Source organism: Burkholderia sp. MSMB617WGS (genome assembly GCF_001532025.2).
In the GTDB taxonomy this organism is placed as follows: domain Bacteria; phylum Pseudomonadota; class Gammaproteobacteria; order Burkholderiales; family Burkholderiaceae; genus Burkholderia; species Burkholderia savannae.
This window is the reverse complement of record NZ_CP013457.1, coordinates 661,136-686,713: the sequence shown is the minus strand read 5'-3', so window position 1 is coordinate 686,713 and position 25,578 is coordinate 661,136. Positions and strand designations below refer to the sequence as shown.

General features: G+C 62.3%; 29 protein-coding genes. 11 read left to right on the top strand and 18 right to left on the bottom strand.

The window, feature by feature from the left end; genetic code table 11:
• Positions 1 to 6: 6 nt before the first annotated feature.
• The 12 genes from WT60_RS03490 to WT60_RS03440 form a co-directional block, all read right to left on the bottom strand.
• Entirely contained in the window at positions 7 to 393 is a 387-nt protein-coding gene (locus WT60_RS03490) for a very short patch repair endonuclease (protein ID WP_236860873.1), read from the bottom strand.
• 71 nt (positions 394 to 464) lie between these two features.
• The gene (locus tag WT60_RS03485) at positions 465 to 1,436 is read right to left on the bottom strand and encodes an McrC family protein (RefSeq protein WP_236860872.1); all 972 of its coding nucleotides are present in this window, start codon (positions 1,434 to 1,436) and stop codon (positions 465 to 467) included.
• 269 nt (positions 1,437 to 1,705) lie between these two features.
• Positions 1,706 to 2,551, bottom strand: a complete 846-nt coding sequence (locus WT60_RS03480; RefSeq protein WP_082759217.1) for an AAA family ATPase — start codon at positions 2,549 to 2,551, stop codon at positions 1,706 to 1,708.
• Positions 2,548 to 3,381 (bottom strand): hypothetical protein, encoded by an 834-nt coding sequence (locus WT60_RS33365; protein ID WP_145986720.1) that lies wholly within the window; start codon positions 3,379 to 3,381, stop codon positions 2,548 to 2,550. The genes WT60_RS03480 and WT60_RS33365 overlap by 4 nt, the downstream gene beginning before the upstream one ends.
• A 9-nt stretch (positions 3,382 to 3,390) precedes the next feature.
• Positions 3,391 to 4,488 (bottom strand): DNA cytosine methyltransferase, encoded by a 1,098-nt coding sequence (locus tag WT60_RS03475; protein WP_186448558.1) that lies wholly within the window; start codon positions 4,486 to 4,488, stop codon positions 3,391 to 3,393.
• Entirely contained in the window at positions 4,481 to 5,863 is a 1,383-nt protein-coding gene (locus WT60_RS03470; RefSeq protein ID WP_082759215.1) for a DNA cytosine methyltransferase, read from the bottom strand. Before WT60_RS03470 ends, WT60_RS03475 begins: the two co-directional genes overlap by 8 nt.
• Positions 5,864 to 5,867: 4 nt before the next feature.
• Entirely contained in the window at positions 5,868 to 6,059 is a 192-nt protein-coding gene (locus WT60_RS03465) for a hypothetical protein (protein WP_060355433.1), read from the bottom strand.
• A gap of 340 nt (positions 6,060 to 6,399) precedes the next feature.
• On the bottom strand, positions 6,400 to 7,029 hold the full coding sequence (locus tag WT60_RS03460; RefSeq protein ID WP_145986719.1) for a hypothetical protein: 630 nt from the start codon (positions 7,027 to 7,029) through the stop codon (positions 6,400 to 6,402).
• Between the two features lie 55 nt (positions 7,030 to 7,084).
• Positions 7,085 to 7,738: a hypothetical protein gene (locus WT60_RS03455; RefSeq protein ID WP_060355431.1), complete on the bottom strand. Its 654-nt coding sequence runs from the start codon at positions 7,736 to 7,738 to the stop codon at positions 7,085 to 7,087.
• A 123-nt stretch (positions 7,739 to 7,861) separates the two neighbouring features.
• Positions 7,862 to 8,563, bottom strand: coding sequence for a hypothetical protein (locus WT60_RS03450; protein ID WP_060355430.1), 702 nt, complete (start codon positions 8,561 to 8,563; stop codon positions 7,862 to 7,864).
• Positions 8,564 to 8,589: 26 nt separating this feature from the next.
• Positions 8,590 to 9,087, bottom strand: coding sequence for a hypothetical protein (locus WT60_RS03445; RefSeq protein WP_060355429.1), 498 nt, complete (start codon positions 9,085 to 9,087; stop codon positions 8,590 to 8,592).
• On the bottom strand, positions 9,087 to 9,380 hold the full coding sequence (locus tag WT60_RS03440) for a hypothetical protein (protein ID WP_145986718.1): 294 nt from the start codon (positions 9,378 to 9,380) through the stop codon (positions 9,087 to 9,089). Before WT60_RS03440 ends, WT60_RS03445 begins: the two co-directional genes overlap by 1 nt.
• A 493-nt stretch (positions 9,381 to 9,873) precedes the next feature.
• Here WT60_RS03440 and dcm point away from each other — a divergent pair, with 493 nt between their 5' ends.
• The 4 genes from dcm to WT60_RS03420 are packed head-to-tail and all read left to right on the top strand — an operon-like array spanning position 9,874 to position 13,644.
• Positions 9,874 to 11,379, top strand: coding sequence for a DNA (cytosine-5-)-methyltransferase (gene dcm / locus WT60_RS03435; protein ID WP_236860854.1), 1,506 nt, complete (start codon positions 9,874 to 9,876; stop codon positions 11,377 to 11,379).
• Complete coding sequence (locus tag WT60_RS03430; protein WP_059671102.1) at positions 11,315 to 11,719, top strand: transposase; 405 nt, start codon at positions 11,315 to 11,317, stop codon at positions 11,717 to 11,719. The genes dcm and WT60_RS03430 overlap by 65 nt, the downstream gene beginning before the upstream one ends.
• A 32-nt stretch (positions 11,720 to 11,751) precedes the next feature.
• On the top strand, positions 11,752 to 12,060 hold the full coding sequence (gene tnpB, locus WT60_RS03425; protein WP_348982041.1) for an IS66 family insertion sequence element accessory protein TnpB: 309 nt from the start codon (positions 11,752 to 11,754) through the stop codon (positions 12,058 to 12,060).
• 30 nt (positions 12,061 to 12,090) lie between these two features.
• Entirely contained in the window at positions 12,091 to 13,644 is a 1,554-nt protein-coding gene (locus tag WT60_RS03420) for an IS66 family transposase (RefSeq protein WP_059584212.1), read from the top strand.
• A 147-nt stretch (positions 13,645 to 13,791) separates the two neighbouring features.
• Here the strand turns inward: WT60_RS03420 and WT60_RS35035 are convergent, their stop codons facing one another.
• The 3 genes from WT60_RS35035 to WT60_RS03405 form a co-directional block, all read right to left on the bottom strand.
• Positions 13,792 to 13,983: a hypothetical protein gene (locus WT60_RS35035; protein ID WP_082759449.1), complete on the bottom strand. Its 192-nt coding sequence runs from the start codon at positions 13,981 to 13,983 to the stop codon at positions 13,792 to 13,794.
• 469 nt (positions 13,984 to 14,452) lie between these two features.
• Positions 14,453 to 14,866, bottom strand: a complete 414-nt coding sequence (locus WT60_RS03410) for a helix-turn-helix domain-containing protein (RefSeq protein WP_060356347.1) — start codon at positions 14,864 to 14,866, stop codon at positions 14,453 to 14,455.
• Positions 14,867 to 15,110: 244 nt separating this feature from the next.
• Positions 15,111 to 15,928, bottom strand: a protein-coding gene (locus WT60_RS03405) for an IS5 family transposase (RefSeq protein ID WP_100185232.1) whose coding sequence is annotated in 2 segments (ribosomal slippage) — positions 15,111 to 15,580 and positions 15,580 to 15,928 — 819 coding nt in all. Because the reading frame shifts where the segments join, the coding sequence is not laid out codon by codon here.
• Positions 15,929 to 16,354: 426 nt separating this feature from the next.
• Here WT60_RS03405 and WT60_RS03400 point away from each other — a divergent pair.
• From WT60_RS03400 to WT60_RS03370, 7 genes are all read left to right on the top strand, one after another.
• Entirely contained in the window at positions 16,355 to 17,563 is a 1,209-nt protein-coding gene (locus WT60_RS03400) for an HlyC/CorC family transporter (RefSeq protein ID WP_231752040.1), read from the top strand.
• A gap of 101 nt (positions 17,564 to 17,664) precedes the next feature.
• Positions 17,665 to 18,942, top strand: coding sequence for an ATPase, T2SS/T4P/T4SS family (locus WT60_RS03395; protein ID WP_059670747.1), 1,278 nt, complete (start codon positions 17,665 to 17,667; stop codon positions 18,940 to 18,942).
• Positions 18,939 to 20,156 (top strand): type II secretion system F family protein, encoded by a 1,218-nt coding sequence (locus WT60_RS03390; RefSeq protein WP_038754435.1) that lies wholly within the window; start codon positions 18,939 to 18,941, stop codon positions 20,154 to 20,156. Before WT60_RS03395 ends, WT60_RS03390 begins: the two co-directional genes overlap by 4 nt.
• 44 nt (positions 20,157 to 20,200) lie before the next feature.
• On the top strand, positions 20,201 to 21,112 hold the full coding sequence (locus WT60_RS03385; RefSeq protein WP_059670748.1) for an A24 family peptidase: 912 nt from the start codon (positions 20,201 to 20,203) through the stop codon (positions 21,110 to 21,112).
• 3 nt (positions 21,113 to 21,115) lie between these two features.
• A complete protein-coding gene (gene coaE / locus WT60_RS03380) occupies positions 21,116 to 21,727 on the top strand; it encodes a dephospho-CoA kinase (RefSeq protein ID WP_060356405.1) in 612 nt (203 codons plus the stop codon).
• A 146-nt stretch (positions 21,728 to 21,873) separates the two neighbouring features.
• Entirely contained in the window at positions 21,874 to 22,629 is a 756-nt protein-coding gene (gene zapD, locus WT60_RS03375; RefSeq protein WP_038754444.1) for a cell division protein ZapD, read from the top strand.
• Between the two features lie 30 nt (positions 22,630 to 22,659).
• Entirely contained in the window at positions 22,660 to 22,863 is a 204-nt protein-coding gene (locus WT60_RS03370; protein ID WP_038754446.1) for a DNA gyrase inhibitor YacG, read from the top strand.
• 117 nt (positions 22,864 to 22,980) lie between these two features.
• Here the strand turns inward: WT60_RS03370 and WT60_RS03365 are convergent, their stop codons facing one another.
• From WT60_RS03365 to argJ, 3 genes are read right to left on the bottom strand one after another with little or no spacing between them, the layout of a single operon-like run.
• Positions 22,981 to 23,430: an NUDIX domain-containing protein gene (locus WT60_RS03365; protein ID WP_038754449.1), complete on the bottom strand. Its 450-nt coding sequence runs from the start codon at positions 23,428 to 23,430 to the stop codon at positions 22,981 to 22,983.
• The gene (locus tag WT60_RS03360; protein ID WP_059583256.1) at positions 23,427 to 24,296 is read right to left on the bottom strand and encodes an ATP-binding protein; all 870 of its coding nucleotides are present in this window, start codon (positions 24,294 to 24,296) and stop codon (positions 23,427 to 23,429) included. Before WT60_RS03360 ends, WT60_RS03365 begins: the two co-directional genes overlap by 4 nt.
• Positions 24,297 to 24,317: 21 nt before the next feature.
• Entirely contained in the window at positions 24,318 to 25,559 is a 1,242-nt protein-coding gene (argJ, locus tag WT60_RS03355; protein WP_060356406.1) for a bifunctional glutamate N-acetyltransferase/amino-acid acetyltransferase ArgJ, read from the bottom strand.
• Positions 25,560 to 25,578 lie beyond the last annotated feature (19 nt).

The following is a 25,578-nucleotide window of genomic DNA, read 5'->3' as shown; positions in this document are numbered from 1 at the left end:
GACCGCTCACACCCTGCGGACTTCCTCTCTACGTTCCAACAGCGACTTGACTCGGACCACGACCTCGGCCAGGTCTGATTTCACTTGATGCTCCCATATCCTCACGACTGTCCAACCCGCCGCGCTCAATGCAGCGTCCACTCGCCTGTCTCTCTCAACGTTTTTTGTTACTTTCTGAGCCCAAAATTCAGCGTTATGAACTGGCGGGCAGAAATGTTGCGGGCAACGGTGCCAGAAGCATCCGTCTACGAAGATGGCTACTCGCTGCGAAACAAAGCACAGATCGGGTGTGCCAGGAAGTTTCAGAGTTAGTCGATATCGCAACCCTTGATGCCACAGAGCCCGGCGTAGAGCTAGTTCGGGAGCGGTGTCGCGGCTTCTGACCCTCGCCATCTGCTGAGACTTCGTCAACTTTCTCTTTCTCGTCTTTCGCGGCCTCATCTCAGCGTTCCCTCTGAAGTGCACTACAACGCCGGTGCCCGGGTAGCGAGCGAATAACCCAGATGCTCTGTTAGCGTCGCCAAATCTTCCTTGAGAGATCCCGTGCGAACGGCAAATAGAAACGTAGTGATTCCGCTCCTTGGAGCACCAAGACATTTCATAAAATAAGAGTCGCCCGGGAACACGAGAAACGCCCTGGATGCCCCAAATGCCTCGGCATGAGCCAGTAGTTGGTATATGTCGGCCGCTGCGGCCGACCCGCCAAATTGCTTGTACTTCACATCTCCCACAGCCGACCCGCCGCTCTCACCGGAAATGACAATGTCCGGATTTGCGCGGTATTCCTCGCGCTCAACGCTAAAGATCGGGCGCGGTGACGCGCTGCCACGAAATACCGAAGCGTCGGAGCATAGCTCACCTAATACTGTACGTACCGTAGACTCAAACAGCCTCTCCAGATTTAGAAACCAAGTCAAAGGAAAGCCGGTGGGGCCCCTCGCTGCGGAACCGAAGCTTTCGTGTGAAAGGATGACACTCGCAAGCGACAACATATCCCTCACCAATTCGTCGCGCTCGAACTCGGCGAGCCGAAACGCCTCCTTCGCAAAGTACGATCGCTCCCGGAATAGAACCTCGTGGTCCCGACAGTCCGAGAAAAGCATAGATAGGCTTCGCGACTTTGCGAGAATTTCGTCGGGCAGTCGTACGAGTTGAGATAGAAGTTCCACCTCGGACAGCGCGGCCAGTATTACCCTATTGACCGGCGTGCGATATGTCGAGACGTTTTTTTCAAACGCTAAGAGATGCCCAAGCCCTCGAGAGCGAAGGCGTATCGTCTTCGTTATATTTAATTTACCGCCCGCCAACGGCCCTACGGACCTCTTAATCACGTAATCGAAGCGTCTACCCGAAGAGGCGTAAGTACCGACAGCATCAAGCAGTTGGCTGACAAGCAGGACGACCAGATCGCTCAATCCGGCTCGCGCTGCGTGCACTCTTGCAAGCTTGAAAGCACTGTGTGACGCAAAGCCTAGCAACGCATCAAGGGCTCCCTCAACTTTTTCGCAGAAGTCGAGAAGTATGTTGCCGCAAATCGCGTGCCCCACGTAACACGTGCCCTTGAGTCGCACTTTCCCGAGCGGCCGGTGTACAACCTCTACCACGCCCTCGCTATGAAGACGTTGGAAATCTCGCGACGCCTGTAGGACCGACCATACGTCTTGGCCGATGTCGGTGTGCCCGCGCTCCGGGACAGAGATACGCGTCAGGTCACGCTGTTTATCTGGTAGGCCGGATCGCGCCACGGGTAGTTCTCTTCGATGACGTCAGTAAACGGGTGCGGCTCAATGAGCGGGCGTCGCAGCAGATGTTCAATGCGTTCGACCCACAGACGATTCAAATCAGGCTGCTCCTCGGCAACCCCAGCAAATATTCCATGCCCGAATGGCATCATGTGCTCGTAGTGGTCCGGGTATTTTGCCTTGCACGCGTCAAATAATCCCTTTAACTTGGCAACCACCGGCGCAGGCAGGGCTGTCGCTCCCAGCATCTCGCCGAGCTGCCCGACGTCCGGCGGACAACGAATGATGCGCAATCGACGGATTAGCGCCGTGTCAAGCTCAATGGCGGACCTGTCAGTCGGATTGTATGTTGCCAGTAGCGTTATATTCGGAGCTACTCGAACCGGCTTCCGTGAATAGATCGTCAAAAACGGACGCTCTCTGTGTTCAACATAAGTCATGAGTTCACCGAGTACCGCCGGCAGATTTGCGCGCGTCAGCTCCTCAATGAGCAGGACGTAACGATGCTCCGGATCCTCAAGTGCCCTTTGGTTCCATTCAAGAAATATCCCTTGTACTGCTGCGACTGCGGATGACTCGTCTATCCGTAACCCCTCGATGAACTCCTCATATGAGAACGATTGATGGAACTGTATCTCCCGTACTAGCAACGGCTCACCCGTAAACCGCTGCGCAGCTATTGACGCCACGAACGACTTGCCTGTACCCGGAACGCCCGCCAATGCCACAATTGATGATGCTCCATGGCGAGAGCACGCGGCCACGACTTCCGCTATCTTGTTTTCGGTCGCGGTTCCATACGTCGTCATCGGAGATCCTCTGGTAAGCAAGCGGAGCGCGATACATATTCGATGTAGCTCTCCACAGAAGTGAAATCTCGGTGTTTGTGCCTAATTTGTGCGGCTTCTCGCACGATACTCAATGTCGACGGCGGAAGCCGATAATAAGTCCCGTCAGCACCTCCACGTTTATCTGGGAAGAGTGTCCACCCAAACGAGGCGAGAGAAATCCAAGGAATGATTCGGTCGTTTTTCTTTTCGCCAGTTATGATTTCGTCCCCGAGCTCTGAGAGTTGGCCAGATTGCCGCGCGCGACGAATGCTCGATATCGCTGCAAGCAGATCTTCTTCATTCTTAACTTTGAATAACGCACGGTTCAATTCGTCGGAACTGATTTTTCCGTCGAGGGCGAGCATAGCCCTCCAAATGAATTGAAAAGGAAAAACTAGCATTTCTTCGCTGTATTTGCGACCTGCTCCGGACGGATTTCGCAATTGACACGCCGACAGTGCATATGCCGCATGTCGCGCAAGGATCACAGCGTTCTTGTCATTAATGATCGAAGCCCACCGCAATGTCGCTCGCCCAAGTTCCGTGATTTTCAGTCTGCCGTCGCCCTGCTCATACAGCAGACCAGCTGTCTGGTAGACCTGTCTGGGGTCTCTGTATCGCTTTGGATCGGGCCGCCCGGTGCCACCGCCGCCACGTGCTTGAGCTCTTGCCTCGTCATACGGAAGGCGCTCCAAAACTTGCTCTTGGGTCAGACCGTCGGACTCGAGGAACGGCACGAGTGTCGGAGATTGAGCGCCGACTAGACGGAAAGTCTGATGAAGCGAGCCGGTCCATATCGTTTCGGGCATCGAACACCCTTAGGCGAACAGAGCAAGCTGGTCACTGGCCGTATCCGCAGGTGAACAGCCAATAACGTATTGCGCTGCTGCCCGGGCCAGTATTTCAGCGACAGCGGGGGGAACAGCATTTCCAATCAGTGCTGCGATTTCCTCCTGCGTGCCCATAAACTTGAACGTGTCCGGAAAGCTTTGTAGGCGCGCTCCTTCGCGCAAAGTGATGTTTCGCGCCTCAACCGGATGCCCAAACTTGCCCCGTGTGAAACTGTCAAACCGGGCCGTAATCGTCGCCGACGGGCGATCGGGCGCCAGTCTTCCGTAAACGTAGCGATGACCAATCTTGTCAGCACCAATTTTGTGGCAGTCGACCTTAAGCTCGTCCGGCAGGTCTTGCATCCCGCCACCAGGCGGGATCAATTCGATGCGTCTCTGATTTAGAGCAGACAGGCGCGTACGGCGGTGTAGCGTGTCTCCCGGTTGAGGCGTGAGATCCAAGGGAGGCGACGGCAGGCCGTCGAACGCATCTGCTACCGTTCGATGGGCGTTCGGACCGATCAGGGGGGAAGGGAACGAAAAAGGCGGCTCCCCTTGCTTCCAACCGACAAACACAACTCGTTTCCGGATCTGTGGGACGCCGTAATCGGCGGCGTTGATTAATGCGCTCGACACCCGGTAGCCCGCGTTCTCGAGGCTAGCGGTGAGCCTTGATACGAGTTCCTTGCCTCTCTTGCCGAGCAAACCGGGGACGTTTTCCATCAGGAACAATCTTGGTTCGAGCTCCAACACGAGTCGGCCAAATTCTAAGACTAGGTGATTCCGAACGTCGTGGTCGGAACCGATCCGTTGTACGGAGAAGCCTTGGCAAGGAGGGCCGCCAACCAAAACATCGACGGAACCGGCACAGGCCCCGAGTCGGTCAAGCAGTGTTCTTCCTGTGATCTTTGACAGGTCACATTGAATCACGGGGTGATCGAAATTGGCTGCATAGGTGTTGACAGCAACATCCCAGCTATCAAACGCACCGAGCACATTGAAGCCGGCCGATACCAGCCCTTGCGAAAATCCACCTGCTCCCGAGAAAAGGTCAATAGCAGTTGGCTTTCTGTTCGAATCAGGCATAAATGGCATTGATCGGCTTTCCCCTGCTCTTGCTCTTGAGGGACGGAATCATGCGCGAGAAGGAGGCTCCTATAGGCGCTACGATCCCTTTGTCGAAATCCGCCGGCGGCAGTGGTTGTGCGAGCAGTTCGCCTACAACATGTAGCGCCAGGAACGCTGAGAACGCGGGAGGTACGGCGTTTCCTATCTGTCGGAATCGCTCGTCGAGTCCTCCCACGATTTCATACCCACGTGGAAAACCCTGAAGCAAAGCCGCTTCTCTTACGGTAAGGCCTCGGTCCTGCTCCGGATGTACAAACCGTCCGCTGGCCGGGTTCCGAGCATATGCGGTAATCGTAATGGCTGGCTTGTCCCACGCGAGGCGGCCGTACACATCTTCATAAGCAGCTTTCCCCGTTCTTTCTTTTGCGCGTTGGAGACATGCTGGTCCAACATGATCCGGTCGATTTCCCCCGTCTTTTGGTACCGCCCGTATCGTCTCGATGGTGGACTCCTTGTGGCCGGCGCTGAAGTGCATCGGGTCCACCGGATGCTTTTGCCCGGCGCTGACGACAGGCAGAGCGCTAATGGTGTCACGTACCGTCCGGAACTGATCGGCAGATAAGAAGCCTTTGGGAGGAGCGAACGGGCGCTTCATGGCGAGCATAAGGGCTCTAAAGCGCTCCTGAGGCACACCAAATTCGGCCATGTTATGGACGTTCACGTGGACGTAGTACCCAGCCTTTTCGAGTATTTGCCGGGCTTTCGCTACGTACGGCCAATATCGGTCCGTCAGCAATTCCGGCACGTTTTCGACCACGATTGCGTCCGGCCCCACCTTTGACGCGATGCGTGCGAAATCAACGAACAGCGAATTTCTAATGTCGCTTTCACCATGTTCGTTTCTGTGCGAAGAAAAACCTTGGCAGGGAGCGCACCCAATTAGCACACTCATCTGCGCCGTATCAAATCCGGTATCACTGAGGAGCCTGTTCAGCTTCTTCGGTGAACGCGCGAGGGCCGCGACGTCTTCGCACAGCGGGGTCACTCCATGATTGAGCTCATAGCTACGATTTGCGACGCTGTCGATGTCGACCGCGCCGCGAATATCAAAAATGGGGCCCAACGAGTTAGCCGCCCGAAATCCCGTCGACATGCCGCCGCAGCCGCTAAACATGTCGAGCAGTTTAATAGGACCACCGGATTCCGGGCGGGCTTTTTGCCAGCAGTCGCTTATTCCCGTTGCTATTGCTTTCCCTGCCACGCGAGCTTGCGCGCGGATGTCGTCAGGCAGGCCACCATGGAGCCCACGAGGAGCTAGGAGACTTGAGACTTCATGAGCCAAGGTGTGTTGCTTCAACTTCTTCTTCCGCGTCGGTACGACCAATTGTTCCATCTGCCTACTCCTCTCTTGGTGGGGAAAGCAAAGGCAGTTGCTGTTGGGGATGAAATGCCTCCCGATCTAGGTGTTCGCGGATCAGGCGGGCAGCAAGAGTGCTCTTCTTGAAGCCGCGCTCTTCGCAGTAACTGTCGAACCGCAGGAATTCCTGTTCGTCAAGGAGCACCGTAACTTTTTTAAGCTTGGAGTCCATGAAGGGTCCCCGGCTCGGAATATGGCCAACGAATGATACCGCCCATGTTAAGCAGCCGTCCAGAAAAGTGCGCAATTGTACGCAGTATTACGCACCGACTCAACGCCGTACGGGTCAGTTTTGAAATTTCGTGCGAGCGGTTGATAGCCCGTTCTGTTCCGCTAGGGTGCCGGTCTGATGCACCGTCTGGCACCGATGCATCAGACCGGATTCGGTGCGGAGCCAACTGGCAGGATGTGGTGGCCGCTGATCAACCGGAAAGGCGGGGCCAACTCCCGCCCCACCCTGCCGATCACCTGCACGGCGCCTATCGGACGCCCGGTGCCGGCGCGAATTCCCGCTACGCTGGCTTGCCGCCGTAGCCGATAGGCTGCGCCGCAGCAACTTCGGCGACCCTCGGTGTGGCAACGATGCAGAAGGACTGGTAAGCCAGGTTCCGGTGTTCCGGTCGCAGCTTGCGCGCCATCCGCCGCTCGAGGCGCCGCCTGTTCAGCGCATGCCATGCGGCGTGAAGGAAGAACGCGGTCAGCTCGTGGCCGCACAGGTCACGCAGTTCCCGGAACATCCGGCCCGGACGAACCTTGTCGGCAAAACGGCACGCCAGTGACACCGTTTGCTCCTCGCCGTCCCGGCTGACCAGCACCTGGCAGCCCCGCTGTTCGTCCCACGCATCCATGGCCCGCCAGGTCACCGGGTCCGACGCATCGAAGAGCAAGTGAAATGCGGCCTTCGTCGCCAGCACGGCGGTCATGACGATGACGGGTGCCGGACGCTGCTCCAGTGCCATACAATCGATTTCGTCGAAATGAAGCTGCACCGGGTCGGTGTCCGCCGGCAACGACATCTCGCAGGGCAGGCAGGCATGAAGCGCCGGACCGGATGCGAGGTCAGCATGAAGTCCGCTTTCGTACGGATTGAGCAGCCGGCTCAGGGAAACGGGCTGGCCAGAGTTGGGATTCCAGATCTGCATGGTGTTGTCCTCTCGGTTTGAAGGTCAGGCGCCCCGGCCGGGGCGCGGTCGTCGTTCAGGCGGGATGCCGTTTTGCACGGCCGCGACGGGGACGACCCGGTTGGTTTTTCGGAGACGATGCGGATGCGCGCTCGATTGCCCGGACCATCCGCAGCACGAACTTGATGAGGCGCTCGCCGGTATCCTCCAGGCAGCCTTGCCAGTAGGTTTCGCCCCGCTGCCCACAATCGTCATGCAGCCACTGCCAGATGCCGGCCTCGCATTCGGACCTGGCTTGAACAGGCACGTCGAGCAGGCGCTCCGCGCAGCGCTCAAGGAACTGCAGCATGAAAACGAGGCGCTCAATCTGCCAGACAAATTCCATGCATCCGACTGGGGCTGTGCGTCTCAGGGATGCCCAGAAGTCCGGCGAATAGCAGGTAACCGCCTCCAATACCGTCGTCACCTCCAGCGCCCGCCAGAATCCGCGACGCGGCTCGTAGGCATCATTCAGCACCCGGCAGACTGTCGTCTCGTTTAGTTCGTCCGGACTGGTCCCGTCTGCGTGGAAGCCGTTCAGCAGCTTCAGGCAGACAGCCTGCTGCGACGGTTCGACCGACGGCAGGTCGAACAGCGGGCCTCGGTGCTGGCGGCGCGATATCCCACTTGCCCCTGCTTTGGCGCGTGCGAGTGCGGGGTCGTTCTGCGGGTGTTGTTTCTTCAGTTCCATCTCATGTCCTCTTCGTGTCGGGCGTGCGGGAAGTCGATCCGGGTCGGTTGCCTTCCTGCACGCATTTACGTAGCACTACGAATCAAGTTATTGATCGGTCTGGTGACTCCTCCGCCGTACCGGTCAGTGCATCGTGGCGGGGTCGGGCGCTCCCGTGGTCCCGGGCAGGACAAGCATCGGCTGGCCGGTCAGCGGCTCGGGTAGGACGTACCGCTTCAACCGCTCCGTCAGCAGGACGTTCACCCTGACGTCGGACAGCTGGATGCCCGGGAGGTCGGTCGTCGCCTGCTCCGCGAGCAGACCGCTGGCCGCCAGCAAGGTGGCAAATGACAGGAAGGCGACCGAATGGTCCTTGCCACATTCCACCCGCATGTCGTCGGTCCGGCTTTTGCTCTTCCCCGGTATCCAGTCAATCTCGTGAACGGAGTACATCGCCAGCCCGTTCTCGACCATCATGACGGACGCCTGCCGGTTGGCTCGCCAGGTGTCGATGGTGGACCACACCTCCGGGTCACCAGCATCGGCGAGCGAGTAGAACTGCATGGACCCAATCTGGCACCGGATGCTGACAACCGAAAAGCCCGGCCCGGCAATACCGCCGAATCCGAAACTCGCTCGGCCATCCATTGCGGCCATTGCGGCCTGGAGACGCGTCAGGTTGCAGTTTGCGGCGAGCACCGGGCCACGCGGGCGGCCCGAGCGTGGCGTTCCGACATAATCGACACACTCGTCTGCAGGCAACAGCAGGCCAAACTGGCAGCCCAATAACGGCTCGCCGCCGATGGCCGGGGAAAGGAGGTTCGTCGCATTCATTTTCGTGTTCATTGGTTCCATTCCTGTATGTGCGTCAATTAGTGAGCCAGTACGCCGTTCACCGCTCCCGCCGCAGGATCGGTGAACGGTTGTGCCGCCGTGACGGTCGGTTCGGGCCCTGTCCCGGCCTCCTCGAGCCAGTACATGAGCGCGAGAATCGCGCGTGTCGCCTTGCAGTCGGAGTCGAGGTACTCCTCGTAGTCGCGCTCGCCCCTGGCCGCGAAATCCGCCATCAGCCAGTCGTAGACCTGCCCCGTTTCCGCAGGACGTTCGTTTGCCGGCAACGCAAGGAGCCGCATGGCGCAGCGCTCGTCGAACTGGCGCACGTACAGGTGGTTTTCGACCACCGCCCTGAAGCTTCCCCAGTGTTCCAGCGTCACGTCCGGGTTGAGGCTCGGCAGGTGAAACTGGAACGCACGGATGATGGTGTCCGTCTCCAGTGCCTGCCAGAAGTTGGGGCGAAGCTCGTAGATGTCCTCGAGCACGCCGCCGGCGCGGGCGACGGCCTGGCCCGGCGTGGTCGGCGGGTTATGCATCAGGCGGCCAGGCGCCGGAGATGGTTGACAGGACCACCGAGTTTCTCCAGCAGCGGAATTACGAACGTGTGCGTGTCCTCACGACTCAGCGCCACCGGCACGGCGCCCTGGCGGTTCCAGGTATCAATCGCCCGCCACACCTCAGGCTCTGACGGGTCCGCCAGCCAGTTCAGCAGCGCATCCTCAATGCAGAGCGCAAACAGAAGCATCGGCATCTGCGGACCGCCAATGACGAACGCGTCGAACACCGCGCGACGTGCATTCGCATACCGGCTCGGGTCGAATTCGACCATCTGTTCAAGGACGGGTCCCTTGAGTCGCGGGCTAGCCCCACTGTATTCGCTTGCGGAGGCGATAAGACCCAATCGTATAGAAGAGCCTTGGGCCGGTTGATAAACATTTGCGCATTTTTCCATATTTAAAAATCTCATTTTTTCATTAACCCCGCACTGGGAACAGAAAGAAGATTAACGGCCAATTTCGCATAAATCAACGTATAAATTGAATATCAAAATCTCTATTTTTATACATTTATCCATTTATCCAAATTCAAAAAATATTTACACAGGCAACCATGTGCCAGCCCCCTCCCGTTGGTCCTGCGCCACCCTAGCGAATACCTCACAGACAGCTGATCGGGGCCTCTAGAAGTATCGCATCTCCACGAAATCAATCTTGCGCATGGCTAGGGCATCTTTAATCCAAATAATTAAATCTCGCAAAAATCTTGGAAAAGGATAAAACGCGTTTCTCCACTTGTTTCCTGAAACCACCAATGGAAACAAAATGGAGCAACAAAACAGCACTCTCAACGTCATCGAACTTTTTGCAGGCGTAGGCGGATTCCGTCTCGGCCTCGAATCCGTCCACGGGCAGCCTTTTCGCGTCACCCTTAGCAACCAGTTCGAACCGACAAAGAGGATTCAGCACGCCAGCCTCGTCTACCAAGCGCACTGGGCCGACGGCGTACATCTGAACCAGGACATCAACGAGGTACTGGCCTCGCCGGCCGGTCAACAGGCGATACGCGACGCCGCACCCGATGTGGTCGTGGGTGGGTTTCCGTGCCAGGACTACTCTGTCGCCAAACCGATATCCCAGTCAAAAGGCATCGAGGGCAAGAAAGGAGTTCTGTGGTGGTCGATCGCGGAACTATTGAAGCAGCGCATTGCGGACCGAGCTCCGGTCAAATACCTTATCCTTGAAAACGTCGACCGCCTGCTGTCGTCGCCAGCGTTCGCTAAAGGCAGGGATTTCGCTATCGTGCTGGCCACGTTAAATCGATTGGGATACGCGGTTGAGTGGCGCGTGATCAACGCCGCCGACTACGGGTTTCCTCAGAAGCGTAAGCGCGTGTTCATCGTCGCGTATCACAACACAACAGGTCTTTATACAAGCAGCGTCGCAACTCAGTTCATGGCCCCTGCTGGGTGGGTGTCAACGGGGGTACTGGGCCGGGCCCTTCCCACCGTCCCTCGCGACCCGGCGCAGGCAGGACGAGAGTGCTTCAAGGTATCGGCGGACCCGTTCATGGCACAGTCCACGTTCCAGCCGCTGCCGAACGGCAAATCACCATTTGCAAATGCGGGCTTCATGTTCGACGGATACGTATATAGCGCTTCCGTGGATGCCGCAATATTCAGCGACTACACACGGTTCACCGGCACCCCAGATGCTCTGACGCTGGGAGATGTGGTCAATCTGACGACCGATGTGCATGACAACTTCTATATCGGCTGCGATGCCGAACGAGCCTGGCGAATGGCCAAGGGGGCAAAGTGCCTTCCCCGTCAGAAAGATGGATTCAAATACAACTACACCGAAGGGGCGATGGCATTTCCTGACCCGCTCGATAAACCGGCGCGCACCATCATTACCTCGGAGGGCGGGGCATCTGCGTCTCGCACCCGACATGCTGTGCGCACTGCTAATGGACGACTACGCCGACTGGTTCCCGAAGAACTCGAGGTGCTCAATGGGTTTCCGCGTGGATTCACCCAACACGCGCAGGTTTCGGACTCAATGCGGGCGTTTCTGATGGGCAACGCGCTGGTCACCGGCCTCGTTACGCGCATTGCGACCGCGCTACACGACGCTCACCGGCGGGAGATTGAGTCACTTGCGGAGTGCATGGCTTTCGAAGACTTTCATGGTAAGCGCCTCACGGCGACCGTCGTAGACGAGGGCGAGAAGCGACATCAAAGTGGTGCCCATCATTTTCGATTTGATGGACATCACCGTGACAGAGCCGGAAGCCAAGCCCGGGAGCCGCAAGGGGCGCCCAAACTATGATCGCGAGTTTCGACGCCGTCTTGCGGCCGCGGCATGCGAGCCGGGTGCTTCGGTCGCAAAGCTGGCGCGCGAGAATGGCATCAATGCAAACATGCTGTTCACGTGGCGGCGTCGCTATCGCGAGCAATTGCTGGCCCAAACGACGTCGCTGATTCCGGTGGCGGTGGTCGATGAAACGCCGGCGCAGCGCGTGACCATGCCCTCGGAAGCTCGGGCAGTGGGCAACCGCACTACTCGAGCCGGGACAATCGAGATTCGATTCGGTGAGGTGGTCGTCAAGGTGGACGGCATTGTGGACGCCGACACGCTACGTGTTGTACTGGGGAGCATGCAATCGTGATCTCTCTTCCCACGGGTACCCGAGTCTGGCTGGTGGCCGGCGTCACCGACATGCGCTGCGGATTCCAAGGGCTGGCGGCGAAGGTGCACACGGCGCTCGAGGACAATGCGCTCAGCGGCAACGTGTTCATCTTCCGGGGCCGGCGCGGCGATCTCGTGAAGCTCATGTGGGCAACCGAGGACGGGCTCTGGCTTCTTGCGAAACGGCTTGAGCGTGGTCGTTTCGTCTGGCCGCAGGCCGATGGCGGCAAGGTTCATCTGACGGCAGCGCAATTGTCCATGTTGCTCGAAGGCATCGATTGGCGGCAACCGCGTCGCACCGCTGCACTGTCGATGTTGTAAACCGAGCAGAAGGCTCGTAAACTGCGCCGCATGTCGAACGGCGCCGAACTTCCTGACGATGTTGAAACGCTGCGAGCATTGCTGCTCGAGGCTCGTGCTCAGCTTGCCGAGCGCGATCTGGAGATCGAGCAACTCAAGGCTCAGCTCGACAAGCTTAGGCGCATGCAATTCGGACGCAAGTCCGAGCAGTTGGACCGCGAGGTTGCACGGCTAGAAACAGCGCTCGAGGACCTGACGGGCGAGCGTGGCGTCGCCGATGTGCGGCGCGCCCGCCAATCAAGCGCAAGCACGCCTGTGAGCGACGCATCGCCGAAAGAAGCGCTGCCGCCGCATCTGCCACGCGAAGAACGTGTACTGGAGGCTGACGCAACGTGTCCGAAGTGCGGCAGCGCAATGCAGCCGCTCGGAGAAGACGTGTCCGAGCAGCTCGCCCGCGTCGCGGCGGTGTTCAAGGTGATTCGTACGATCCGGCGCAAGACGGTTTGCCCGTGCGGCCACCACTTCTCGCAGCCGGCGATGCCCGGCCTGCCGATTACGCGCAGCATCGCCCATCCGAGCCTGCTGGCCGACATCCTCGTCTCGAAGTACGCCGACCACGCCCCGTTGTACCGCCAGTCGCAGATAGCCGCGCGCGACGGCGTGAAGCTCGACCCGGCCAGCATGGGCCGCTGGGTCGGCCAGTGCGAGGCCCTTTGCGATGCGCTGACCGAGGCACTGCGCCGCTACACGGTGGCGCCGTCGAAGCTGCACGCGGATGACACGCCTATCCCGGTACTCGAGCCGGGCAAGAAGAAGACGAAGACGGGGCGCCTGTGGGTGTATGTGCGCGATGACACTCGTTCGGGCTCGACCGAACCGGCCGCAGTGTGGTTTGCTTACTCGCCGGACCGCAAAGGCATTCATCCCCAGACCCACCTGGACGGATTCAAGGGTATCTTGCAAGCCGACGCCTACAGCGGCTTCAACGAACTGTACGAGAGCGGCAAGATTCGCGAGGCGGCATGCTGGGACCACGCGAGACGGTACATATACGACGTGCATGCCCGAACGCCTGCCGAGGCGACCCGGGAGGTGCTCGAGCTGATCGGTGCACTTTACGCGATCGAGGCCGACATCCGCGGCAAACCCGCCGCGCAGCGGCTGCGCGTGCGCCAGGAGAAAAGCATCCCGCTGCTCGCGGCCATCAAGACGTGGATGACGGACAAACTCGCGACGCTGTCGAAGAAATCCGAATTGGCCAAAGCGATCCATTACTCGCTTAATCAGTGGGATGCCCTCGTGCTGTACTGCGAAGAGGGCCGTGCCGAGATCAGCAACGCCCTGGCCGAAAACGCGTTGCGCTGTGTGAGTCTGGGTCGAAAGAACTTCTTGTTCGCCGGCTCCGACAGTGGGGGGAAACGGGCCGCGGCGATGTACAGCCTGATCGGCACGTGCAAGCTGAACGGGATCAACCCGCGCGCTTACCTCGAATACGTGCTGACCCATATCGCTGATCACCCCATTAACCGCATCGACGAATTACTACCCTGGAACGTGGCAAAAAAGCTGCCAGGGAAGTCTTGCCCACCTGCCTCCACGGGCTGATTGCCAGCGGGCCAACATGAGCGCTCGATAACCAATCATGCCTCACGTGCGCGCCGGATTGCGGACGGCCTTCGCGAGGCGCTTACCTTTCATGCGTTCATGGATGAATACATCTGAGAGCCCGGAATACAGTAGCCGGCATGGCCGTTACAGGATACGAAGATGCCGGATACGCCCGATGTTCGGCGACCGCTCGCAGATCAGGTTTGCGATGTACTCCGGCAGCAGGGCACGCGGGACCGACGCAGGCACATCAACCACGGTCTGCGATGGAACGTGAACAATGTATTCGTCAGGTGCGGATTTGAGACTGTGTTCGTAACTGACGCGGTATTCCACGGATCACCTTGTCTGCGGGTATGAAACGGATAGGCTGCGATTTTACCCTTCGGGGCACCGATGCTACGCTGCCCGCTTTTGCCGCATGGCACCCAGCCCAGCCTCTTGGGGACCGGATCGACAAGTGCGTCGGGGACGGCTTGCCGGCAGGTCGCCAATACCTTCCACCGACAATGGCAGCTATCCGGTACCCGCCATTTCCCGAACGGGCGGAACCCGGCGCCACCCGGCTAGCCACTTGCACCGCGCCATCGGCCGCACGCATTGGCTTGCATTGGCCGTAGCCCGGATAACACCACAAAGCCGCAGCAGCTATCGATTGGCGGACAATTGCCAGCGGACCATCCTGTAAACGACGGCCCGGATCGGATGGGCGGGCGCGAACCGGCCCGTTCCGCACCTTGAAGGTGAGGCAACGTTAGGGCCCATTCGTCCGCATTCGTCAAACGCTGATAAGCCGACCACCGCTTCATTCGCCACAGGCGTCACCCGAGAGTTGGGCCAGCAGCGCCGCGTCCCGCGCTCGCACTGCTGTCGCGGGAGATGACCGATTGACGGACATTTTTTTGTCCTTGCCCTGCCGTACGAGGGGGCGCATTTTTGCGGTAGGGTGCAAGGTTTCCGACACAGCGAGCCCGTCCGCAGACTGGGAAACTGATATGGGGCCAGACTGTCCGCATTCGGTCATGCTGCCTTCGGGTTCCCTAAGCGCCTGATCCAACCAGGCGAAGAACACGTCCGGGTGCCAGTAGGCCCGCCGGCCAAGGTGGATCGGGGCGGGCATGCGGCCATCGCGCACATAGTAGTCAATCGTGCGGACGGAAACCGCGAGAATCTGCGCAGCTTGCTCCTTCGTGATGGGGGAGAACGGGGTCGTCGACATGGTGGCTCGTGAGAAACGTAATCCACCGTATGGCCACCGGTTTTATCCGTCACGACGCGACCGGCAAACCAAACCGATTCCCCGAGTCACATACCTGTTGCCACCATTTTTTTGTCGACACCTCTTTGCGCCGGACGCCCCGATTTCTGCGCCATTTCTGCGCCACTTGAGCTCCGATTGACGCTGCGCAGCGTTGCGCGCAGTTGCGCGAAAGATGCGCTAACCCATTGATTTAGAGACGGTTTCATAAAGGCTGCTGGGCGCGCCGGAGGGTATTCCAGCAGATCAGGCAGCAACCGAGTTTGAGGAACGCGCCGTGAATGTCAGCACGGCGCTCGAAACGAATACGGAGGCGACGGAAGTGATGCAGCCAGGCATGCGTGCGCTCGACGACCCAGCGATATTTGCCAAGGCCGCTGCCATGTTCGGTACGGCGCTTGGCGATCACGGGCTCGATACCGCGATCGCGCAACGCGCGTCGATGTCGCTCGGAGTCGTAACCGCGATCGGCGTAGACCACACGCGGTCTCTGCAATGGGTGGCCACGCAATCCACGAATCGGCGGAATCGCGTCGATCAGCGGCAGCAACTGCGTGACGTCGTTGACGTTCGCGCCGGTCAGGATCGCGGCGAGCGGGGTGCCGTTGGCGTCGGTGACGATGTGGTGCTTGGAACCGGGTCGCGCACGATCGGTAGGGTTTGGCCCAGTTTTTGGCCCGCCCCAACGGCACGGATCGAGGATGAATCGATCGCAGCTCGAGAGAAGTCGATCTGGTCTGCTGCTCGCAGCTTCGCAAGAAGCAGCTCGTGCAAGCGATCCCATACGCCGGCGGCCTGCCAGTCGCGTAACCGTCGCCAACATGTCACGCCCGAGCCGCAACCCATCTCGGCAGGCAGGTCGCGCCAGCACAGTCCGGTCTTGAGGACAAACAGGATGCCAGTCAACGCAGCGCGATTCGAAACCGGCAGGCGCCCTGGGTTCTTCTCGCGCCGCGGCTTGGGTCGCGGCAGCAGCGGTTCGATCAGTGTCCACAATTCGTCGTCGATGATCGGCTTGGCCATCTCCTCGGTCTCGGTTGTTCCGATGCCTGAGGTTAACAGCTCGCCGCGAAAGTTAACAGCCCCAGGGGCCCTTTTTGAAACCGTCTCTTAAAAACATTCGCGCTGTAAGCTCTTTCGACCACGTGTACCGGTGGACGGCGTTCGGGACGTAGAGGCCGGAGGTTCGAATCCTCTCACCCCGACCAGATTTGCAAAAAACCGCGCACACGATGCGCGGTTTTTTTTTGCGCGACGGCGAGCGTCGCGCTGCGGCACCTACGGCGCGGCGCCGTACACGATCCGATCGCGCCCCTCTGCTATAGTCTTTTCCATTCCTGTCATTCACCGACTCTCCGACGCGTGGACCAAATTCCCTTATGGGCGCAAATCAGCGCCGTCTTCCTGCTTCTTCTCTGCTCCAGCTTCTTCTCCATTTCTGAAACCGCGATGATGGCGCTCAATCGCCATCGGCTCAAACATCTCGCGAGCCGCGGCGCGCTCGGCGCGAAAACGACGCAGGGGCTCCTCGCGCGAACCGATCAGTTGCTGAGCGTGATCCTGATCGGCAACAACCTGTTCAACACGATCATCCCGGTGCTGACGACGTCGATCGCGCTGCACACGTTCGGCCACAACAACTTCGTGCTGTCGATTGCGACCGGCATCGTCGCGTTCCTCATCATCGTGTTCGCGGAGATCACGCCGAAGATCGTCGGCGCAACGTTCCCCGAACGGATCGCGCTGCCGGCGAGCGTCGTGATCGCGCCGCTGATGCGCGTGATGATGCCTGTCGTGTGGTTCGTCAACACGCTGTCGGGATCGATCCTCGCCACGCTGCGGATCAACACGAAAGCGGGCCGCGACCAGCGGCTGTCGACCGAGGAGCTGCGCTCGCTCGTGCTCGAGTCGGGCAGCTTCATGCCGACCAAGCACCGCAGCATCCTGCTCAACCTGTTCGATCTCGAGAACATCACTGTCGACGACGTGATGATTCCGCGCCGCCAGATCGAGGCGCTCAACATCCTCGCGCCGCTCGACGACGTGCTGCATCAGCTCGAAACCTGCTATCACAACCGGCTCGTCGTCTACGAAGGCGACATCGACCGCGTGCTCGGCGTGCTGCACGTGCGCAAGACGCTCGCCGCGTTCCACAATCAGGATTTCGATCGCGAAACGCTGCGCGGGCTGCTCGCGGAACCGTACTACGTGCCGTCGGGCACGCCCGTGTTCCAGCAGTTGCAATTCTTCCAGGAGAGCCGGCAGCGTACGGCGCTCGTCGTCAACGAATACGGCGAGCTGCAGGGGCTCGTCACGCCGGAGGACATCATCGAGGAGCTGATCGGCGAATTCACGACGACGATGCCGCGAAGCGAAAACTCGAAGAGCGGCTGGGACGCGAACGGCGAATGCATCGTCGCGGGCAGCATGCCGCTGCGCGAGCTGAACCGCTGGCTGCATCTGAGCCTGCCGACCACGGGCCCCAAGACGCTCAATGGCCTGATCCTCGAAATGCTCGAGGAAATTCCCGAAGGCGACGTGTGTCTGAAGATCGACGACGTGATGATCGAAGTGCTGCGCACCGACGACCAGGGCGTGCGCACGGTCAAGCTGTTCAAGCCGCGCACGCAGCGCGGCGGGCGCGCGTCGAACGCCTGACGGCGCGCCGCGGTTGGCCGATCGGCCGACTGGCGGCCGCCCTGCCCGACGCGCGATGATCGCTCCATCGTGTCGAGCAGGCGGCCGCGAGGCCGAATCCGATGTCCGCAACGCCCCCCAACCCTTCCTTTTCTTCCGCGTGGCCCGCGGCGGCGCTCCCACCCGCGGCGTCCGCCCCGCCTCGGGCTCGCACCGCCGAGCTCGCCGACGACGCGCCCGCGGTAGGTGTCGTCGCCGACATGCTGCGCGCGGCGCACGAACGCGATGCGTCCGACATTCACGTCGAGCCGGGCGAATCCGGCTGGCGCGTGCGCCTGCGCATCGACGGCGTGCTGCACGAGTTCGCGCGCCCGCCCGCCCATCTGCGCGACGCATGCGTGACGCGCATCAAGGTGCTCGCGCGAATGGACATCGCCGAGCGCCGCGTGCCGCAGGACGGCCGCCTGCGGCTCACGCTCGCGCCGGGGCGAGCGGGCGACTACCGGGTCAGCTCGCTGCCGACGCTGCATGGCGAAAAGCTCGTGCTGCGGCGCCTCGAAACGCTGCCCGACAATCTGTCGCTCGCCAAGCTCGGCTTCGACGCCGCTCAGGCACGCAGCGTCGAGGCGGCGATCGGCGCGCCGCACGGCCTCGTCCTCGTCACGGGACCGACGGGCAGCGGCAAGACGCTGTCGCTCTACTGCTTCCTGCAAATGCTGAACGACGTGTCGCGCAACGTCTGCACGGTCGAAGATCCGGCCGAAATCGAGCTCGACGGAATCAATCAGGTCGGCGTGCGCGAGAAAGCGGGCTTGACCTTCGCGGTCGCGCTGCGTGCGTTCCTGCGCCAGGACCCGGACGTCATCATGGTTGGCGAGATACGCGATGCGGAAACCGCCGACGTCGCGCTGAAAGCCGCGCAGACGGGGCATCTCGTGTTGTCCACGCTGCATACGAACGACGCGCCCGCGGCGGTGGCCCGACTGCTCGACATCGGCGTCGCGCCGTACAACCTCGCCGCCGCGCTGCGGCTCGTGACCGCGCAGCGGCTTGTGCGGCGACTCTGTCCTGCGTGCCGTACGCCGTCCGGCGCGCCGCTCGACGCTCTGCGTGCGGCGGGCCTCGACGCCGCTACGCTCCACGCCGGCTGGCGTCCCTATGAGGCGGCGGGCTGCGCCGCGTGCCATGGCATCGGTTATCGGGGGCGCATCGGCGTTCATCAAGTCATGCCGCTGTCCGACGCGCAACGCGACCTGATCGTCGCGCGCGCGAGCAGCGCCGAGCTCGCGCGGCAAGCGCGCACCGAAGGCATGACGAGTCTGCGCGACGCGGCGCTCGCCCGCGTGCGCGACGGCACGTCGAGCCTGGACGAGGCGCTCGGCACGACGGAGGCGGCATGAGCACGCGCAATCCGCCCCCACCGATCGAGGCGCGATATCGCTGGGCGGGCGTGACGACCGACGGCGCGCGGCGGCGCGGCACACTGATCGCCGTCAGTCCGTTCGCTGCCCGTGCGGCGCTCAAAGGCACGGGCGTCACGGTGCTGCATCTCGAAGCGCGCGGCACGGCGCCGCAGCCCGCCGTGCGGGCGAGCGAAGTCACGCGTTTCGCGCGGCAGCTCGCCGACCTCCTGCGCGCGGGGCTCGCACTCGCGCCGTCGCTCGACTTGCTCGCGCAAGCGATGCAGCGAAGCGAAATGCCACGCATCGCGGCTGGCCTTGCGCGCGAGATCGTTGCGGGACGACAGTTCTCCGCCGCGCTGCGCCGCTACCCGCGCCAGTTCGATCCCCTCTTCTGCCAACTGGTCGCGGTCGGCGAGACGGCGGGGGCGCTCGCGGCCGTCCTTGCACGACTCGCCGACGATCGCGAGCGCGCGGCCGCGCAATATGCGCGAGTCCGGGGCGCGCTCGCTTATCCCGTCGCCGTGCTGCTGTTCGCGCTTGCGATCACCGCAGCGCTGCTGATCTGGGTCGTGCCGACGTTCGAGCAGATCTTCTCGGGCTTCGGCGCCGCACTGCCGGCGCCGACCCGCTTCATTCTGGCGCTGTCGGCTGGCGTGACACGCTGGAGCGCGCCCGTCGCCGCGTTCGCACTGCTCGCCGGCCTCGCCTTGCGCCACGCAGCTCGCCGTTCCGCGGCCGCGCGCCTTGCACTCGCGCAGGCGCTGCTGCGCGCGCCGTTCGCCGGACCGCTCATGCGCACGCTCGCCGCAGCCCGGTGGAGCCGCGCGCTCGGCACGCTGCTCGCCGCCGGCACGCCCCTCACCGACGCTTTCGCCGCGTTGTCGAACGCAACCGGCAATGCACGCTTCGATCTCGCGACAGCCGGCATCGCCGCGCGCTTGCAGCACGGCGAACGGCTCGCCCGCGCAATGCGCGCCGAAAGGTGCTTCCCGGACGACATCGTCCAGCCGATCGCCGTCGCCGAGGAATCGGGCACGCTGGATACGATGCTCATCGACGTCGCGGCGCTCTGCGATCGCCGCATCGACGAACAGATCGGCGTGCTTGCGAACATGTGCGAACCCGTCGTGATCGTCGTGCTCGGCGCGCTGATCGGCGCACTCGTGGTCGCGATGTACTTGCCGATCGTCCAGCTCGGCAACGTGGTGTAGCATCGCAGCCGAATCCGACTCCATTTGCAATGCCAACCGCCCCGATGACGCCCAATCCGTTCCTTCCCGATCCGGCCGCGCACGCGGCCGCCGGGCCGCTCGCCGCGTTCGCGGCGCTCCCCACGGGCATGCAGCTTGCGTTCGCGATCGTGCTCGGCCTCGTCGTCGGCAGCTTCATCAACGTCGTCGTTCATCGGCTGCCGATCATGATGAAGCGCGCGTGGCTCGCGGAGATCGCCGAAGCGACGGGCGAGCCGCACGCCGACGACGGCCTGCCGGCGCGCTACAACCTCTGGGCGCCGCGCAGCGCATGCCCGCACTGCGGCCACGTGCTGCGCGCATGGGAAAACGTGCCGGTCCTGAGCTACATCGCATTGCGCGGCCGCTGCGGCCGCTGCCATGCGCCGATCGGCGCGCGCTATCCGCTCGTCGAGCTCGCGAGCGGCGCGCTCGCCGCCGGTTCGCTCTTGCTCTTCGGCCCGAGCGTCGCTGCGCTCGCCGCGTTCGGCCTGTGCGCGGCGCTTCTCGCAATGAGCGCGATCGACATGCAGACCGGCTTTCTGCCCGATTCGCTGACGCTGCCGCTGCTGTGGGCCGGGCTTTGCGTCAATCTGTGGGAGACGTTCGCGAGCCTGCGCACCGCGGTGATCGGCGCGATCGCCGGCTATCTGTTTCTCTGGTGCATCCTGTGGCTCTTCAAGTTGCTGCGCGGCATCGAAGGGATCGGTTACGGCGACCTGAAACTCCTCGCCGCGCTCGGCGCATGGCTCGGCTGGGAAGCGCTGCCCCAAATCGTGCTGATCGCCGCGGTCGCGGGCGCCGCCGTCGGCCTCGTCGCGACCTGGCGCGGCCGCATGCGCTTCGAGGAACCGCTGCCGTTCGGTCCATTCCTAGCGGCGGGCGGTGCGGCGACCCTCTTTTTCGGCACGCCGTTCTATCTGCTGCTCGGAGGCTGACCTATGTTCTCGGTGGGATTGACGGGCGGAATCGGCAGCGGGAAGACAACCGTCGCGAATCTGTTCGGCGAGCTCGGCGCATCGATCGTCGACACCGATCTGATCGCGCACCGCATCACCGCGCCGCGCGGCCTCGCGATGCCGCTCATCGCCCGCGAGTTCGGCGCCGCGTTCGTCGCGGCCGACGGCTCGCTCGATCGCACGAAGATGCGCGAGCTGATCTTCAGCGACGAATCCGCGCGCAAGCGGCTCGAGGCGATCACTCATCCGCTGATCCGCGAAGAAACCGAGCGCGAAGCGAGCGCCGCGCAAGGCGCGTACGTCGTTTTCGTCGTGCCGCTGCTCGTCGAATCGGGCGCGTGGAAGGCACGCGTCGACCGCGTGCTCGTCGTCGATTGCAACGTCGAGACGCAAATCGCGCGCGTGATCCGCCGCAACGGCTTCAGCCGCGAGCAGGTGGAGGCGATCGTCGCGCGCCAGGCGCCGCGCGACGCACGTCTCGCCGCCGCCGACGACGTGATCGTCAACGACGGCGCGTCGCACGACGAGCTCGCAGCCGAGGTCGCCGCACTGCACCAACGCTATCTCGCACACGCGGCCGGCGCGCAGAAGTGACGAACTTGCGGTGCATATGTTGCGTCCGCTGCATGAAATCGCCGCGTGCGCCATACGCCCCGAAAAATGGCGCGATTGCGAGGGTAGACAGTGGGCATTAGAATGTCCCTGCAATTTTGGTCACCCACCGCGAGAGGCGAGCGCGCTTGATTCTTTACGAGTATCCGTTCAACGAGCGAATCCGCACGCTGTTGCGTCTCGAAGATTTGTTCGAACGCTTCACGTTCTTCGTGGCTCAAGAGGACGCGAGAGAGCATCATGTCGCGCTGACGACGCTGTTCGAAATCTCCGAAGTCGCGGGCCGCGCAGATCTGAAATCGGATCTGATGAAGGAGCTCGAACGCCAGCGGCAGACGCTCGCGCCGTTTCGCGGCAATCCAGGCATCGAGCAGAACGCGCTGGAAGCCGTGCTCGGCGAAATCGAGCAGACGCTTGCGAACCTCGCGCAGATGCAGGGCAAGACCGGCCAGCATCTGATCGACAACGAATGGCTCGCCAGCATCCGCAGCCGCGCGGTCATCCCCGGCGGCACCTGCAAGTTCGATCTCCCTTCGTACTACGCGTGGCAGCAGTGGCCCGCCGAGCAGCGCCGCCAGGACATCGCCAAGTGGGCGATGCCGCTCCTGCCGCTGCGCGACGCCGCGATGATCGTGCTGCGCCTCGCGCGCGAATCCGGGCAGGCGTCGAAGGTGATGGCGATGCAGGGCAGCTATCAGCAGATGCTGTCCGGACGCACCTACCAGCTGATGCAGGTGCGCGTCTCTCCCGAGCTGCGCGTGATTCCCGAGGCGAGCGCGAACAAATACATGCTATGGGTGCGCTTCACCGCGCAGGACGGCGATGTCCGGCCGCGCGCGGTCGACATCGACGTGCCGTTCCAGCTCACGCTCTGCAACCTGTAACTGCGGCCTCGCGCCGCATCGATCATCCGTATGGCTACCGTCGTGAAATGCCCGTCCTGCGGCAAGGAAGTGCGCTGGACGCCCGAAAACCGCTTTCGCCCGTTCTGTTCCGCCCGCTGCAAGCAGCTCGATCTCGGCGCCTGGGCAGCCGAGAAGTATCGAATCGGCGGAACCGATGACGAAGCGCCGTCCGACGACGACGCGGGCCATCGGGAAGACGGCGGCCGCAACTGACCGTCCGCCGCGCCAAGCGGCCCCGACGCGGCTCGTGCCGCGAATCGCCGCCCTGAAAAAGTCCGGCCGACTAAATAGGGTAATAGGAAAGCTGCGGAACCGAGGTTCCGCGCACGTTTATTGCGGCGTCTCGCCGTGCTCGCGCGCGAGCAGTTCGAGCACGGGCAGCGCGGCGGGCAACAGCGGCTCGACGTCGACGGGCAGATGCTGCCAGACGAACGCCTGCCCTTCGCGGCTGTGCGGCTCGCCCGTCCACCCCGTGACCTTGCAGAAGTGCAGGCGAACGTACGCGTGCGGATAGTCGTGCTCGAGCGTATGCCAGCGATGACACTCGGTCACGGCGATGCCGAGCTCCTCGTGCAGCTCGCGCGCAAGCGCCTCTTCGACACTCTCGCCAGCCTCGAGCTTGCCGCCCGGAAACTCCCAATAGCCCTCGTAAGGCTTGCCGGGCAGCCGCTGCGCGAGCAGGTAGCGGCCGTCAGGCTGCACCAGCACGCCGACCGCGACTTCGGTCACCTTGCGGCCGACGCCCGCAGGCGCCGCGTCGTTCGTCACTTCGCTACTCATACTTTCTCCTTGCGGCCCGCGCGATCGCGCGCGAACTGCCATGCGACCCGGCCGGAGCGCGAGCCGCGCTCGAGCGCCCAGACGAGCGCGTCGCCGCGCGCCGCCTCAATCTCGGCGTCGTCGCAGCCGAAATGCTTGAGCCAATGGCCGACGATCGTCAGATAGTCGTCCTGCTTGAACGGATAGAAACTGACCCAAAGGCCGAAACGCTCCGACAGCGAGATCTTCTCCTCGACGACCTCGCCCGGATGGATCTCGCCGTCCGGCAGATGCTTGTACGTCTCGTTGTCGCTCATGTACTCGGGCAGCAGATGGCGGCGGTTCGACGTCGCGTAGATCAGCACGTTGTCGGACTGCGCGGCGACCGATCCGTCGAGCGCGACCTTGAGCGCCTTGTAACCCGATTCGCCCTCCTCGAACGACAGATCGTCGCAGAACACGATGAAGCGCTCGGGACGCGCGGCGATCAGCTCGACGATGTCGCCCAGATCGTGCAGATCTTCCTTGTCGACTTCGATGAGCCGCAGCCCGTCCGCCGCGTACGCGTTCAGGCACGCCTTGATCAGCGACGACTTGCCGGTGCCGCGCGCGCCCGTCAGCAGCACGTTATTCGCGGGCTTTCCGATCACGAACTGGCGCGTGTTCTGCTCGATCAGCGCCTTTTGGCGCTCGATGTTCTGCAGATCGTCGAGCGAGATCGTCGAACGCGCGACGACGGGCTGCAGATAGCCGCGCCCCTGGCGCTTGCGCCAACGGAAAGCGAGCGCTGCCGTCCAGTCGACGGCGGCAGCCGCCGGCGGAAGAATCGCTTCGAGGCGCTCAAGCAACGCCTCGGCGCGGTTGAGAAACTGCTCGAGTGGGTCCATGATGTCGCGCCCCCGTGTGGCTTACGAACGATAGTCGGCGTTGATGCTCACGTATTCGTGCGACAAATCGCAAGTCCAGATCGTCGCCTGCGCGTCGCCGCGGCCGAGCAGCACGCGGATCGCGATCTCGCTCTGCTTCATCACGCGCTGGCCGTCCTCTTCCAGATACGCGGAATTGCGGCCGCCCGCCTTCGCGACGAGCACGTCGTCGAGATAGAGATCGATCTTGCCGACGTCGAGATCCGCGACGCCCGCGTAGCCGATCGCCGCGAGAATCCGGCCGAGGTTCGGGTCCGACGCGTAGAACGCCGTCTTCACGAGCGGCGAGTGGCCGATCGCGTACGCGATCTGGCGGCACTCGGCCACGCTCTTGCCGCCCTCGACCGTCACCGTCATGAACTTCGTCGCGCCTTCGCCGTCACGCACGATGAGCTGCGCGAGCGTCTGCGCAACGGCGGTCACCGCGTCGCGCAGCGCCGCGTACGCGGGCGAATCGGTCGACGCGATCTCGGGCAGGCCCGCCTTGCCCGACGCGATCAGGATGAACGAGTCATTCGTCGACGTGTCGCCGTCGATCGTGATGCAGTTGAACGAGCAATCGGCCACTTCCTTCACGAGCGCGTCGAGCACCGGCTGCGCGACCTTCGCGTCGAACGCGAGGAAGCCGAGCATCGTCGCCATGTTCGGCTTGATCATCCCTGCGCCCTTGCTGATGCCCGTCAGCGTGATCGTGTGGCCGTCGATCGTCACCTGGCGCGACGCCGCCTTTGGCAGCGTGTCGGTCGTCATGATCGCCTGCGCGGCGTCGTACCAGTTCGCCGCCGCGCGGCTCGCGAGCGCGGCGGGCAAGCCGGCCTTCAGGCGCTCGATCGGCAGCGGCTCGAGGATCACGCCCGTCGAGAACGGCAGCACCTGCTCGGGCGCGATGCCCGCGAGGCGCGCGAGCTCCGTGCAGGTCTCGCGGGCATGCGCGAGGCCCGGCTCGCCCGTGCCCGCGTTCGCGTTGCCCGTGTTGACGACGAGCGCGCGAATGCCCGCGCCGCCCGCGCGCACCTTCGCCAGATGCTCGCGGCAGACCGTCACGGGCGCCGCGCAGAAGCGGTTCTCGGTGAACACGCCCGACACGGCCGCGCCTTCGTCGACGGAAACGACGAGCACGTCCTTGCGGTTCGGCTTGCGAATGTTCGCCTCCGCCCAGCCGAGCGTCACGCCGGAGACGGGATGCAATTGCGCGGGATCGATCGAGGGAAAATTGACAGCCATCTGAAGCACCTGCCCCGAA